Below are 13,225 nucleotides of genomic sequence, written 5' to 3'. Positions count from 1 at the left end.
TAGTAGACGAGGCAAGATGGGGCATCACCACGAGGATTCGGCACAAACTGCGAGTGCGCCAGTTGCGCAAAGTGTAGCAGATAACCCCTGCGATACGTGAAATATTATGCGGCCGGTCACATTATGGTAAAAAAAATCGCGTCACGGCCCGGCTTTTTTACAGGCTGGCATGGGCCTTTCCCGTCAATGACATAAAATCCTACGCTTTTCTGCTGTGTCGGCCGTTGACCCGCCTGCTACCCTTGAACTCTGTGTCCCTGCAAGAAGGCGGTTCAGGATCGATGGAAACCTGGAAGGTTAATTTATTTTCAGTCTGGTTAGGCTGCTTCTTTACCGGGCTGGCGATGAGCCAGATCCTGCCGTTTCTGCCGCTCTATATTGAGCAGCTTGGCGTGCATGACCACGAGGCGCTGAGCCTCTGGTCAGGGCTGGTGTTCAGCGGCACCTTTCTGGTGTCGGCGATTGTGGCACCGATGTGGGGCAGCCTGGCTGACCGCAAAGGGCGCAAGCTGATGCTGCTGCGCGCCTCGCTCGGCATGGCGATTGTGATGATGTTGCAGGGGTTTGCCACCAACGTCTGGCAACTGTTTATTCTGCGCACCTTAATGGGGCTGACCTCCGGCTATATCCCGAATGCGATGGCGCTGGTGGCTTCTCAGGTGCCGCGAGACAAAAGCGGCTGGGCGCTCGGCACGCTCTCGACCGGCCAGATCTCCGGGGTGATTTTAGGCCCGCTGCTGGGCGGTTTTATGGCTGACCACGTCGGGCTGCGCATCGTGTTTTTCATGACCGCCGGGATGCTGTTCCTCAGTTTCCTGGTGACGCTGTTCCTGATCAAGGAGCGGGTGGTGGTGGTCAGCAAAGCGGACAAACTCAGCGGCAAAGCGGTGTTCGCGTCCCTGCCCTACCCGGCGCTTATCATCAGCCTGTTCTGCACCACCCTGACCATCCAGCTGGCGAACGGCTCGATCGGCCCGATTCTGGCACTGTTTATCAAAGCGCTGACCCCGGCCAGTGACAACATCGCCTTTATCAGCGGGGTGATCGCCGCAGTGCCCGGCGTCTCGGCGCTGCTGGCTGCGCCCCGGCTCGGGCGGCTGGGTGACCGCATCGGCACCGAGCGGATTTTGCTGGCGGCGCTGCTGTGCGCCACGCTGCTGTTTTTCATGATGTCCTGGGTCACCACGCCGGTGCAGTTGGCGGTGTTGCGTTTCCTGCTCGGCTTCGCCGACGGCGCGTTGCTGCCCGCGGTGCAGACGCTGCTGATGAAGCACAGCAGCGAGCAGGTCACCGGCCGCATCTTCGGCTATAACCAGTCGTTTATGTACCTCGGCAACGTTGCCGGGCCGCTGATTGGCTCCGGCATCTCGGCGCTGGCCGGTTTCCGCTGGGTGTTTATCGCCACCGCCGTGATCATCATCATCAATACCGCGCAGCTCTGGCTGAACGTCAAACGGGTGCCTAAGCGGCGCTGAACCGCAGGCAGAAAAAAACCGGGCATGGCCCGGTTTTTTTGTCTGGTGTGCGCTTAGCGGCGGTTGCCGAAGATGCGCAGCAGCATCAGGAACAGGTTGATGAAGTCGAGGTAGAGCGTCAGCGCGCCGACAATCGAATACTTGCGGAAGCCGTCGCGATCCGCCGGGTCAAGCTGTTCACCGATGTTTTTCAGTTTCTGGGTGTCGTAGGCGGTCAGGCCGACAAACACGATGACGCCGATGTAGGTCACCGCCCACATCAACGCGGTGCTTTTCAGCCAGATGTTGACCAGGGAGGCCAGCACGATGCCGATCAGCGCCATAAACAGCATACTGCCCATGCCGCTCAGGTCACGCTTGGTGGTGTAACCAAACAGGCTCATCGCCCCGAACATCCCGCCGGTGACCACAAAGGTGCTGGCAATCGAGGAGTAGGTGTAGAGCACAAAGATGCTCGACATGGTGAGGCCAGTCAGCACCGAATAGAGCATAAACAGCGCCGTGGCCGCCGCGCCGCTCAGGCGGTTAACCAGCCCGGAGAGCACAAACACCACGGCCAGCTGGGCAATGATCAGCCCAAAAAAGGTGATCTGGCTGGAAAAAATCGCCTGCATCACCGCCGGGGTATTGGCGGCATACCAGGAGACAAACGCCGTCAGCAGCAGGCCGCAGGTCATCCAGCCATAAACCTGGGCCATGTAGGTTTGAATGCCGGTGCCGACACCCTGAATAGCGGAATTATTGGAACGCGGATATCTGTCCATGTGAAACCTTTTGCGTAAGTGACAGAAAAATCAGGCTGCAACCGGCAGCCCCCTCAAAAGTATAGTCTACCACAGCCGGGGCAACGGCCTGTTAACCGATCCCGTCAGTCCCAGCGGCGGGCGGCCTGATGGTCGCTGTCACGCGCGTCGACCCAGCGGTCGCCTTCCGGCGTGGCTTCACGCTTCCAGAACGGCGCGCGGGTTTTCAGGTAATCCATGATGAATTCTGCCGCGTCAAACGCCATGCCGCGGTGCGCCGCCGTCACGCCGACAAACACGATCTCATCGCCGGGGTACATCGCGCCGATGCGGTGGATAACGGAAATGCGTTGCAGCGCCCAGCGGCTGCGCGCCTCAGCGACGATCTCCGCCAGCGCTTTCTCCGTCATGCCGGGGTAGTGCTCCAGCGTCAGGGTGCTGACATCGTTGCCGAGGTTATGGTTGCGCACTTTGCCGGTGAAGGTGACGACCGCGCCGTCGTCATCGCACGCGGCCAGCCAGCGGTACTCATCGCCGACGCTGAAATGCTCAGCGCCGACGCGGATGCGGGTATTGTCCATCTCAGCCCCCGGTGACCGGCGGGAAGAACGCGACCTCATCCCCCGCCTGTAACGGGTGGTCCATCGCCACCAGCGACTGGTTCACCGCTGCCAGCAGGTTGCCGGCTTCCAGCGCCAGCGCCCAGCGGTCGCCGCGTGCGCACAGCGCCCGGCGCAGCGCGTCAACGTCGTTAAACTCCGCCGGCAGCGTCAGGGACGCGGTGCCGGTCAGCTCGCGCACCTGCGCGAAAAACAGGATCTCAATCATACGTCCGCCCTGAAATCACCGGATTTGCCGCCGCTTTTTTCCAGCAGGCGCACCGGGCCAATCACCATGTCTTTCTGTACCGCCTTGCACATGTCATAGATGGTCAAGGCGGCCACGGAGGCGGCCGTCAGCGCCTCCATCTCCACGCCGGTCTTGCCGCTCAGGCGGCAGCGTGACTCAATCCTCACCCGGTGATGTTCCGGCTGCGCCTCAAGCTGCACTTCGACCTTGGTCAGCAGCAGCGGGTGGCAGAGCGGGATCAGATCCCAGGTTTTTTTGGCGGCCTGGATCCCGGCGAGGCGGGCGGTGGCGAACACGTCACCTTTGTGGTGGCTGCCGTCGATAATCATCGCAAGCGTAGCGGGCAGCATCTCAACAAAGGCTTCGGCGCGCGCCTCACGCACGGTATCAGCCTTGGCGGAGACGTCCACCATGTGGGCTTCCCCGGCGGCGTTGATGTGGGTCAGTTGGGACATAACGTTCTCTTACTCAGTGGCATCCGGCGCGTCAGGCTGCGGCAGCGGCTTGAGGTGCGGGATAAAGTTACAGGGGCCGTGGCGGGCATCGAGTTGCTCGGCGATGATGCGCTCCCAGGCGGTGCGGCAGGCGCGGGTGGAGCCGGGCATGGCGAAAATCACCGTCTGGTTGGCGATGCCGCCAATGGCGCGCGACTGGATGGTCGAGGTGCCGATCTCCTCATAGGAGGCCATGCGGAACAGCTCGCCAAAGCCTTCGATTTCGCGGTCAAACAGCGGCCGCAGCGCCTCCGGCGTGGTGTTGTGCGCCGAGAAGCCGGTGCCGCCGTTAATCAGGATGGCCTGCACATCCGGGTCAGCAATCCACGCCGAGACAATGGCGCGGATCTGGTAAAGGTTGTCTTTGACGATCCGGCTCACCACCACCTTGTGCCCGGCCTCGTGTGCCGCCTCGCGCAGGTAGTCGCCGGAGGTGTCATCCGCCTCGGTGCGGGAATCGGAGACGGTCAGCACCGCCAGCTGGGCAGAGACGAAATCACCACGGGGTTTGCTCATGGAAGCTCCTTAACAGGCAGCGCATCAGCCGCCGATAAATGAAAGGTTCTGCGTGATGCCGGTATTGCCTTCATGCAGGAAGTGGGTCTGCTTTTTACGGTGCAGCCCGCCCTGGATGCGGTCCAGCAGCGCCTCGTGGTCGCGGTCATCTGCCAGCAAATCGCGCAGCGGCACGCCCTGCTCGCCGAACAGGCAGAGGTGCAGGTTGCCGATGGCGGAGACGCGCAGGCGGTTGCAGCTGGCGCAGAAGTCTTTCGCGTACGGCATGATCAGGCCAATCTCGCCCTGATAATCGGGGTGGCGGAACACCAGCGCCGGGCCGTCACTGCGGCCGCGCAGCTGTAGCTGCCAGCCCTGTTGCATCAGCTGGCGCTGGATCACCTCGCCGGAGACGTGGTGTTTGCGGAACAGGTCGCTGCCGTCGCCGGTTTCCATCAGCTCAATAAAGCGCAGCTGGATCGGGCGGTCTTTGATCCAGTTAAGGAAGGCCGGCAACTGCTTATGGTTGACGTCGCGCATCAGCACCGCGTTGACCTTCACCTTCTCGTACCCGGCCTCAAAGGCGGCGTCGATCCCTTCCATCACCTGGCGGAATTTGTCCTGCCCGGTAATGGCGTGGAACTGGCGGGCGTCGAGGCTGTCCACACTGACGTTAATCGCCGTCAGCCCGGCATCACGCCAGGCCGCGACGTCACGCGCCATGCGGTAGCCGTTGGTGGTGGTCGCCAGCGTGCGGATCTGCGGGTTCTCGCGCACGGCGGCGATGATCTCGCAGAAGTCACGGCGCAGGCTCGGCTCCCCGCCGGTCAGGCGCACTTTTTCCGTGCCCAGTTCAGCAAAGGCACGGGTCACGCGGCGGATCTCATCCAGCGAGAGAAAACTTTTTTTGGCATGACCGGTGGATTTATAGCCATCCGGTAAGCAATAGGTGCAACGGAAGTTGCACACGTCAGTAATTGACAGGCGCAGGTAATAGAACTTGCGCGCAAAAGCATCGGTAAGTTGGGGCACCAGTAACACCTTTCCAAATACGGGAGATGCAGGCATTTCTGCCTCGCACCCTGGTGGCTTACGCCACGGCCAGGGCGCCATATCATTTGTGTGAAGGTAATGACTTAGGCGCAAAGGCTAGGAGTTTGATCATCCACCGGTCGCCTGTGGCGGGCGGTGAAGACCCTGTTGAGAGGGAAATCTTAGCGCTAAATCCGCGCCGGCGCCAATCCGCATTTTCGCTATATATCTTGATATATAACGTATTTTGGCGCGCAACCGCTTGCTTTGTATCCGTGAGTAACAGCCGGTAAAAAAATCAGGTAAAATCGCCGCCGTCACGCCGGGCCTTTCTGCACGGCCCACGATTTCCCTTGGTAAGGAGCAGTATGCGCAACAGAACATTGGCCGATCTGGACAGAGTGGTCGCCCTCGGCGGAGGCCACGGCCTGGGCCGGGTGATGTCCGCCCTCTCCTCGCTCGGCTCCCGGCTGACCGGCATCGTCACCACCACCGACAACGGCGGCTCCACCGGCCGCATCCGCCGCTCTGAGGGCGGCATCGCCTGGGGGGATATGCGCAACTGCCTGAACCAGCTGATCACCGAACCCAGCGTCGCCTCGGCGATGTTCGAATACCGCTTCAACGGCAATGGGGAGCTGGCCGGGCATAACCTCGGCAACCTGATGCTGAAAGCGCTGGATAACCTCAGCGTGCGGCCGCTGGAGGCGATCAACCTGGTGCGCAGCCTGCTGAAGGTGGAAGCACAGTTGATCCCGATGTCAGAGCATCCGGTGGACCTGGTGGCGCTCGACCACGAAGGCAACCCTGTGTACGGCGAAGTGGACGTAGACCAGTTGCAGCACATGCCGCAACAGCTGATGCTGTCGCCGCCGGTGCGCGCCACCGCGGAGGCGATCGACGCCATCACCCACGCGGACATCATCCTGATCGGGCCGGGCAGCTTCCTCACCAGCCTGATGCCGCTGCTGCTGCTGGATGAGCTGGCCACCGCCCTGCGCCGCAGCGCCGCGCCGATTATTTACATCGGCAACCTGGGGCGTGAGCTGAGCGTGGCGGCGGCGTCGCTTTCGCTGCCGGACAAACTGGCGCTGATGGAGCAGCGCATCGGCCGCAAAGCGATCCAGGCAATCATTGCCGGGCCGCGGGTGGACACCGGCGGCATCACTGACCGGCTGATCGTCCAGCAGCCGCTGGAAGCCAGCGACATTCCCTATCGCCACGACCGCGAATTACTGCGGCTGGCGCTGGAAAGCGCGCTGCAACGGATGAAATAATCCGTTACACCGTCAGTGACAACAAAAAACCGCCATCAGGCGGTTTTTTTTCAGGGCTGCTTCCAGGGATTGCCGTGCTGGGTGTCAATGTAGAGTTCTTCGACTTTCTGCCGCGCCCACGGGGTACGGCGCAGGAATTTCAGGCTGGATTTGATGCTGGGGTCGCTTTTGAAGCAGTTGATGCTGATGCGTTGGGCGAGGCCCGGCCAGCCGTAGTGCGCCACCAGCGCCGTCAGCAATTGCTCCAGCGTGATGCCGTGCAGGGGATCTTTCGGGGTGTGGGAAGCCTTGTTTTGCGTCATCGCCGTGTCGCCTCTGAAATCGGGGGCGCACACCTTAACAGGTTTGTGCGCCCCGGCAAACCATCAGGAGGCAGCGATGAACTGCTCGCGCAACTGATGGATCTCATCACGTACGCTGGCCGCTTCCTCGAACTCCAGGTTCTGCGCATGGACATACATTTTCGCTTCCAGCTCGCGGATTTTGTTGTCCAGCGCCTTCGGCGACAGCGCCTCGTAAGTCGCTTTGGCTTCGGCCGCGCGTTTGCTCTGCTTGGTGCGCGAGGTTGGCTGGCCAAGTTGCAGGATGTCGGCAATGCGTTTGTTGAGGCCCTGCGGCGTGATGCCGTGCTCCTCGTTGTACGCCTGCTGTTTGGCGCGGCGGCGCTCCGTCTCTTCAATGGCGCGCGCCATCGAGTTGGTGATCTTGTCCCCGTAGAGGATCGCCTTGCCGTTGAGGTTACGCGCAGCACGGCCGATGGTCTGGATCAGCGAGCGCTCAGAGCGCAGGAAGCCCTCTTTGTCCGCGTCCAGGATCGCCACCAGCGACACCTCCGGCATGTCCAGCCCCTCACGTAACAGGTTGATGCCCACCAGCACATCAAACTCGCCCAGCCGCAGGTCGCGGATAATCTCGACGCGCTCCACGGTGTCGATGTCTGAGTGCAGGTAACGCACCCGCTCGCCGTGCTCCTCCAGGTATTCGGTGAGATCCTCAGCCATACGCTTGGTCAGCGTGGTGACCAGCACCCGCTCGTTGATCGCCACGCGTTTGCGGATTTCCGACAGCAGGTCATCCACCTGGGTGCCTACCGGGCGCACTTCGATCAGCGGGTCAAGCAGGCCGGTCGGCCGCACCACCTGGTCAATCACCTCGCCGCCCGATTTCTCCAGCTCATAGTTGCCCGGCGTGGCGGAGACGTAAATGGTCTGCGGGGCCAGCGCCTCGAACTCCTCAAAGCGCATCGGCCGGTTGTCCAGCGCGGACGGCAACCGGAAGCCGTACTCCACCAGCGTCTCTTTGCGTGCGCGGTCGCCGCGGTACATGCCGCCAATCTGCGGGATGGTGACGTGGGATTCGTCAATCACCAGCAGGCCGTCCGCCGGCAAATAGTCAAACAGCGTCGGCGGGGCCTCGCCCGGCGCACGGCCGGAGAGGTAGCGCGAATAGTTCTCGATGCCGGAGCAGTAGCCCAGCTCGTTCATCATCTCCAGGTCAAACTGGGTACGCTGGGTAATGCGCTGCTCCTCGAGCAGCTTGTTGTTCTCCAGCAGCGATTTGCGGCGGTCGGCCAGCTCCAGCTTGATGCCCTCCATCGCCTCAAGGATGCGCTCGCGCGGCGTGACGTAGTGGGTTTTCGGGTAGATGGTGAAGCGCTGCACATCCTGCTCCAGGTGGCCGGTGAGCGGGTCAAACAGCGACAGCCGCTCCACTTCCTCATCAAACAGCTCCACCCGCAGCGCCAGATCGTCTGACTCCGCCGGGAAGATGTCGATCACCTCGCCGCGCACGCGGAAGGTGCCGCGCTGGAACGCCTGGTCATTGCGGGCGTATTGCAGCTCCGCCAGACGGCGCAGGATCGAGCGCTGGTCGATTAACATGCCGCGCGTCAGGTGCAGCATCATTTTCAGGTAAGCGTCCGGGTCACCCAGGCCGTAAATGGCGGAGACGGAGGCCACCACCACCACATCACGCCGCTCCAGCAGCGCCTTGGTGGCGGAAAGGCGCATCTGTTCGATGTGCTCGTTCACCGCCGCATCTTTCTCGATGAAGGTGTCGGAGCTGGGCACGTAGGCTTCCGGCTGGTAGTAGTCGTAGTAGGAGACGAAATACTCCACGGCGTTCTCCGGGAAGAACTCCTTCATCTCGCCATACAGCTGGGCCGCCAGCGTCTTGTTGGGTGCCAGCACCATGGTCGGCCGGTTGAGGTCAGCGATGACGTTGGCCACGGTAAAGGTTTTGCCGGAGCCGGTCACCCCCAGCAGTGTCTGGTGCGCCAGCCCGTTCTCCAGCCCCTCTTCCAGACGGCGGATCGCCTCGGGCTGATCCCCGGACGGCTTGAAATCGGAACGCAGTTTGAACACTTTACTCATTGATAGGCTACCTGTTGGAGAGACGCGGCTGGCCGCCGCGAGAAAACCTGACCCAGCCCGCGACGCGGAAAGGGGTTACACGGCTACTAAGTATGGAAGCCGGAGCGATTTTTGCCAGCCCTATTCTACTGGATATAATTCCAGGTTCAAGTACGCTTTTTCGGCACGTTGGTTGTGCAACGCCTTTCTGCCTTTGGGCAGCCCGGCATTATATGACCAAAAAATGATATTTTTATCACAGGTTGACTTTTATCCCCAGAACGCGTCGCAAATTAACCTGGTGAGAAAAATGAGACAACCTCGCAACAAAATCATCACCCCCTTTTTTTTCTGACTTGTTTTTTACTAATTTACTGATAAAAAAGCACTTTTGTAAAAAGCGGGCTTTCGCGCCAATCTGGGCGCAAGCCGCGCCCCGCCTTGCTTACAGCCACTTTTCGCACGCTCATGCACAAGGTTATCCACAGGAATAGTGGATAACTCACACAGCGCCATGTGCGGCGGGAGTTGGCAAAAAAGGCGCTTTACCGGCCCGATGAGGATTAATGGGCTTTTTTTAGTTAATTTTATCCCGGTTTGCCTGGCTATTTATGCTGATAAAGACTAATGCGCCCTCTTGCCAAACCGCAGAACGCCGTTTTTAGCTCAGGCGGTGAGGCCAGGCACTGCGGCACCGGTTAAGAGTGCACCAGCATCACCCCGCAGGCACCGGCAAGGTGCAGACCCGCCTCCCCCGGCATGCTAATGGTTAACTGCGCTTACCGGTCAGGGGATGTTTTTTTAGTCGCAAACCGTTAACAACCGTGTAACGTTATTCTTTTTCCCTGCCCATGATAAGTTGGCCTGCGGATTGCTTAATGGTAACGGCGCGGGCAGTTTTTCCCTGTTTCAGGGCGCGGCGGGATTTCACTGAAAGCGTGCGCAGGCGACTTGTTTTGTCCCGGCCGGCCAACATTTTTCATGATTAATCACTGCCGTAACACCGTTTACCTGCGCTTTTGCCTGGGTGCCATCCCGCATACCGGCCGCAGAATCTGCTGGCGATGGCGTCAATCAGCGGGCCTTGTCCTGCCGCAGCCTGGCCCGCCCGCCCGCTGCGTTAACGGGCATCGTGCACGCCGCAGGTGCTGTCTCTGCACTGCCCCGGCGGCTCGTCGGCCGGGGCAACCACACCATGAACCATCGCGTATCGGGAGAGTGCCTGATGTTAAGCGTAAAAGCAGTCAACCAGTTCTATGGACCGACCCACACCTTATGGGACGTTAATCTGGAGTTGCCGCGCGGCGAATGCACCTGTTTGCTGGGGCGGGCGGGGGTCGGCAAAACAACGCTGGTGAACTGCATCATGGGGCACCTGCCGGTCAGGAGCGGCTCAATGACCTGGCAGACCGGCGACCGGCCGCCGCAAAACCTGCTGCAACAGCCGGTGGAGAACCGCGCGGCGCTCGGCATCAGCTATGTGCCGCAAGGGCGGCCCATTTTTTCACAGTTGAGCGTGGAGGAGAATCTGCATGTGGCGATGATGGCGGCGCAGCACCCGCACCGCCGGATCCCGGCGCAGGTGTTTGAGCTGTTCCCGGCGCTGCATGATATGGGCAGCCGCCGCGCCGGGGAGTTAAGCCCGTTCCAGCAACAACAGCTGGCGATTGCGCGGGCGCTGGTGCCGGAGCCGGAACTGTTGATCCTGGATGAGCCGACCGACGGCAGCCCGCCGGACAGGGTGGCGGAGATGGGCAACCTGATCCACCGCCTGAACCGCGACCTCGGCATCACGGTGCTGCTGGTGGAGCACCAGTTAGCGTTTATCCGCCGCGTTGCTGACCGCTTCTGCCTGCTGGACCGCGGGCGCAACGTGGCGGAAGGCACGCTGGATCAGCTGGATGACCGGCTAATCAGCCATTATCTGATGTGATGCGGGCCAGATCGAGGTACGCGCCGAGCGGCTGGCTGAGATCGTCCAGATAAGGGATTTCGCCCAGCATCGGCGCGGGCAGCAGCCGTTGCAGCGTGGCGAGGTACTCACCGTGCCGCCGCCCCGGCGGTTGCACATCATTGGCGACCCAGCCCGCCAGCGGCAGCCCGGCCGCCTGTACCGCGGCGGCGGTGAGCAGCGCATGGTTGATGCAGCCGAGCTTCACCCCCACCACCAGAATCACCGGCAATTGCTCCTGTACCACCCAGTCGGCAAAGCTGAACGCCTCCCCCAGCGGGGTGAACCAGCCGCCCGCCCCTTCCACCAGCACCCAGTCCGCCCGCGCCCCGAGGGCGCGTAACCCGGCAGAGAGCACGATGGGGTCAATCGGCCGCCCTTCGTCCCGGCTGACGATGTGCGGCGAGGTCGGTTCCGCAAAGGTGTACGGGTTCACCTCCTCATAACGCAGGGCCAGCGTGCTGTGCTGCTGCAACGCCAGCGCGTCACTGTTGCGCAGGCCGTCGGCGGTTTCCTCACTGCCGGACGCCACCGGCTTGTAACCGGCGGTCTGGTAACCGGCGCGCGCCGCAGCCTGCAACAAGGCGCTGCTGGCCACGGTTTTGCCGACCTCGGTGTCGGTGCCGGTGACAAAATAGCGTTTAATCACGGTAAATCACTCCATAAGCCACGTGGTAACTCAGCGGGCATTGCCCATCCCGGCGCGGGAACACCTGTTCCAGCCTGTCCAGCCTGCGGCGGCCGGTCAGCCCCGGCGCCCGCCCCTGATGCAGGTGGGTCGCGCCGATGCCTTTCAGCGAACGCATCAGCGCCCGCACATCGGCAAACCGCTCCCGCTCATGGCCGAAGCCCAGCTCATGCCGGTAGGGCGCACAGGCCGCGGCGATCTGCTCTTTGGTCAGGAAACGGTTTACATGGCCGTGCCCGTCGATCTGCTGCCAGGCTTCCGACAGCTCCGACAGCGATCCGGCCGCCAGTGTGGAGAACATGATCACCCCGCCGGGGCGGGTGACACGGGTCAGCTCCGCCAGCACCTGGGGCAGCGCGTCGCACCACTGCACCACCAGGCTGCTGAACACCGCATCCACGGCGGCGTCCGGCAGCGGCAGCGCCTCGATGTCACCGGTCAGGTAGCGATCCGCCGAGGCCAGTGCCTGCGCCTGCTGCACCATGCCTTCCGCCAGATCCAGCGCCACCACCGGGTGCCCGGCGTCGCGCCAGCGGCGGCTGAAATGGCCGGTGCCGCACCCGGCATCCAGCACCGTGGCCCCGGCCGGCACGGCCGCCAGCGCCATCAGCCGTTCGCCGACCCGGCGCTGCAACGCGGCAGCCTCATCATAATGGTGCGCCGCGCGGCTGAAGGCCGCCGCCACGGCGCGTTTATCCACGGTTGTGGGGTGGTCAGCCACAGACAGCATGCAGTGCCTCCAGAAGGGTCTCGATATCATCCGGCCGGTGAGCGGCGGTCAGGGTCAGGCGTAAACGGGCGCTGCCGGGCGGCACGGTGGGCGGGCGGATGGCGCTCACCCAGATGCCGCGCTCACGCAGCCGCGCCGCCAGATCCAGCGCCGCCTGGTTGTCACCGACGATCAGCGGCTGGATGGCGGTCGCCGAATCAGCCAGCTGTAACGGCAGCCCCGCCACGCCGTCGCGGAAGCGGCGGATATGCTGATGCAACTGCTCACGCCGCGCATCGCCGTCAATCAGCGCCGTCAGCGCCGCATCCAGCGCGCAGACCTGCGCCGCAGGCATCGCGGTGCTGTAGATCAGGTGGCGCGCCCGTTGCAGCAGGAATTCGGCGGTGGCGTCATCGCACAATACCGCCGCCCCGCTGACGCCGAACGCCTTGCCGAACGTCAGCACCAGCAGTTCCGGCCGCACGTTTTGCTGCCGGCAACTGCCTGCGCCCTGCTCCCCGACCACGCCGATGCCGTGGGCGTCGTCCACCAGCAGCCAGGCATTGTGCGCCGCTGCCTCTGCCGCCAGCGCCTTCAGCGGCGCGGCGTCGCCGTCCATGCTGAAGACCCCTTCGGTCACCACCAGCGTGTTGCCGGGGACCGGCTTCTCCAGCAGGCGCGCCAGGGCGGCGGCGTCATTATGGGCAAAACGGCGCAGCCCGGACGGTGCCTGCAACGACGCCTCCAGCAACGAGGCGTGGCTGAGTTTGTCCGCCAGCACCCGGTCGTCGGCCTGCAACAGCGCCGCCAGCACCGCCTGATTGGCAGCAAAGCCGGAGATAAACAGCAGCGCACGCGGGTAGCCCTGCCACTCAGCCAGCCGCTGCTCAAAGCGCTGGTGCACCTCGCTGTAGCCGGTGACATGGCCGGAACCGCCGGAACCGACGCCGTAGTCCGCCGCGCCCTGTTGCCAGGCGGCGATCACCGCCGGATGGTGGCTGAGGCCCAAATAATCATTGCCGGAAAAGTTGAGGTAAGCCTGCCCGCCCTGCACCAGGCAGCGGCCGTTGCCGCCCCGGTTCGGCACACGGCGGCGATAGGCTGCGGCCGCGTGCTGTTCAGCCAGCGCGGCCGTGATGCGTTGTTGCCAGCCCATCATGC

Annotated in this window: 14 protein-coding genes and 1 riboswitch; of the genes, 3 read left to right on the top strand and 11 right to left on the bottom strand. The window is 62.7% G+C overall.

Features of this window, described 5'->3' with window-relative positions; translation table 11 throughout:
• The first annotated feature begins 281 nt into the window (after positions 1-281).
• Complete coding sequence (locus tag CYR52_RS13230) at positions 282-1,475, top strand: multidrug efflux MFS transporter (protein ID WP_072926134.1); 1,194 nt, start codon at positions 282-284, stop codon at positions 1,473-1,475.
• A 53-nt stretch (positions 1,476-1,528) separates the two neighbouring features.
• On the opposite strand, the gene CYR52_RS13225 is transcribed toward CYR52_RS13230, so the two are convergent.
• The 6 genes from CYR52_RS13225 to moaA form a co-directional block, all read right to left on the bottom strand.
• The gene (locus CYR52_RS13225) at positions 1,529-2,239 is read right to left on the bottom strand and encodes a Bax inhibitor-1/YccA family protein (protein ID WP_101828740.1); all 711 of its coding nucleotides are present in this window, start codon (positions 2,237-2,239) and stop codon (positions 1,529-1,531) included.
• 104 nt (positions 2,240-2,343) lie between these two features.
• Positions 2,344-2,799 carry a molybdopterin synthase catalytic subunit MoaE gene (moaE, locus tag CYR52_RS13220; protein WP_101828739.1) on the bottom strand — a complete coding sequence of 152 codons (456 nt, stop codon included), beginning with the start codon at positions 2,797-2,799 and terminating at the stop codon, positions 2,344-2,346.
• Between the two features lies 1 nt (position 2,800).
• Positions 2,801-3,046, bottom strand: a complete 246-nt coding sequence (gene moaD / locus CYR52_RS13215; protein WP_072926138.1) for a molybdopterin synthase sulfur carrier subunit — start codon at positions 3,044-3,046, stop codon at positions 2,801-2,803.
• Complete coding sequence (gene moaC, locus CYR52_RS13210; RefSeq protein WP_072926140.1) at positions 3,043-3,522, bottom strand: cyclic pyranopterin monophosphate synthase MoaC; 480 nt, start codon at positions 3,520-3,522, stop codon at positions 3,043-3,045. Before moaC ends, moaD begins: the two co-directional genes overlap by 4 nt.
• Before the next feature lie 9 nt (positions 3,523-3,531).
• Positions 3,532-4,077: a molybdenum cofactor biosynthesis protein B gene (gene moaB, locus CYR52_RS13205; RefSeq protein ID WP_101828738.1), complete on the bottom strand. Its 546-nt coding sequence runs from the start codon at positions 4,075-4,077 to the stop codon at positions 3,532-3,534.
• 24 nt (positions 4,078-4,101) lie between these two features.
• Positions 4,102-5,088: a GTP 3',8-cyclase MoaA gene (gene moaA, locus CYR52_RS13200; RefSeq protein WP_072926871.1), complete on the bottom strand. Its 987-nt coding sequence runs from the start codon at positions 5,086-5,088 to the stop codon at positions 4,102-4,104.
• Positions 5,079-5,224: riboswitch (molybdenum cofactor riboswitch) on the bottom strand. It overlaps the preceding gene by 10 nt.
• A 232-nt stretch (positions 5,225-5,456) precedes the next feature.
• On the opposite strand from moaA, the gene yvcK reads away from it, so the two are divergent.
• Positions 5,457-6,365 carry a uridine diphosphate-N-acetylglucosamine-binding protein YvcK gene (yvcK, locus tag CYR52_RS13195; RefSeq protein WP_072926144.1) on the top strand — a complete coding sequence of 303 codons (909 nt, stop codon included), beginning with the start codon at positions 5,457-5,459 and terminating at the stop codon, positions 6,363-6,365.
• 50 nt (positions 6,366-6,415) lie between these two features.
• Here the strand turns inward: yvcK and CYR52_RS13190 are convergent, their stop codons facing one another.
• Both CYR52_RS13190 and uvrB read right to left on the bottom strand, forming a co-directional pair.
• Positions 6,416-6,667, bottom strand: coding sequence for a VF530 family protein (locus CYR52_RS13190; protein ID WP_072926145.1), 252 nt, complete (start codon positions 6,665-6,667; stop codon positions 6,416-6,418).
• A 63-nt stretch (positions 6,668-6,730) separates the two neighbouring features.
• Positions 6,731-8,737 (bottom strand): excinuclease ABC subunit UvrB, encoded by a 2,007-nt coding sequence (gene uvrB, locus CYR52_RS13185; protein WP_072926147.1) that lies wholly within the window; start codon positions 8,735-8,737, stop codon positions 6,731-6,733.
• A gap of 1,204 nt (positions 8,738-9,941) precedes the next feature.
• On the opposite strand from uvrB, the gene CYR52_RS13180 reads away from it, so the two are divergent.
• The gene (locus CYR52_RS13180; protein ID WP_072926149.1) at positions 9,942-10,649 is read left to right on the top strand and encodes an ATP-binding cassette domain-containing protein; all 708 of its coding nucleotides are present in this window, start codon (positions 9,942-9,944) and stop codon (positions 10,647-10,649) included.
• On the opposite strand, the gene bioD is transcribed toward CYR52_RS13180, so the two are convergent.
• The 3 genes from bioD to bioF are packed head-to-tail and all read right to left on the bottom strand — an operon-like array spanning position 10,630 to position 13,220.
• Positions 10,630-11,316, bottom strand: coding sequence for a dethiobiotin synthase (gene bioD, locus CYR52_RS13175; RefSeq protein WP_072926150.1), 687 nt, complete (start codon positions 11,314-11,316; stop codon positions 10,630-10,632). The genes CYR52_RS13180 and bioD overlap by 20 nt on opposite strands.
• Positions 11,309-12,085, bottom strand: coding sequence for a malonyl-ACP O-methyltransferase BioC (gene bioC, locus CYR52_RS13170; RefSeq protein WP_241522416.1), 777 nt, complete (start codon positions 12,083-12,085; stop codon positions 11,309-11,311). The genes bioD and bioC overlap by 8 nt, the downstream gene beginning before the upstream one ends.
• The gene (gene bioF / locus CYR52_RS13165) at positions 12,069-13,220 is read right to left on the bottom strand and encodes an 8-amino-7-oxononanoate synthase (RefSeq protein WP_101828762.1); all 1,152 of its coding nucleotides are present in this window, start codon (positions 13,218-13,220) and stop codon (positions 12,069-12,071) included. The genes bioC and bioF overlap by 17 nt, the downstream gene beginning before the upstream one ends.
• Positions 13,221-13,225: the final 5 nt, after the last annotated feature.

Source organism: Chimaeribacter arupi (genome assembly GCF_002858805.1).
GTDB classification, from domain to species: Bacteria; Pseudomonadota; Gammaproteobacteria; order Enterobacterales; family Enterobacteriaceae; genus Chimaeribacter; species Chimaeribacter arupi.
Note: the sequence above shows the minus strand (reverse complement) of the source record. Positions and strands in the feature narration are given on the sequence as shown.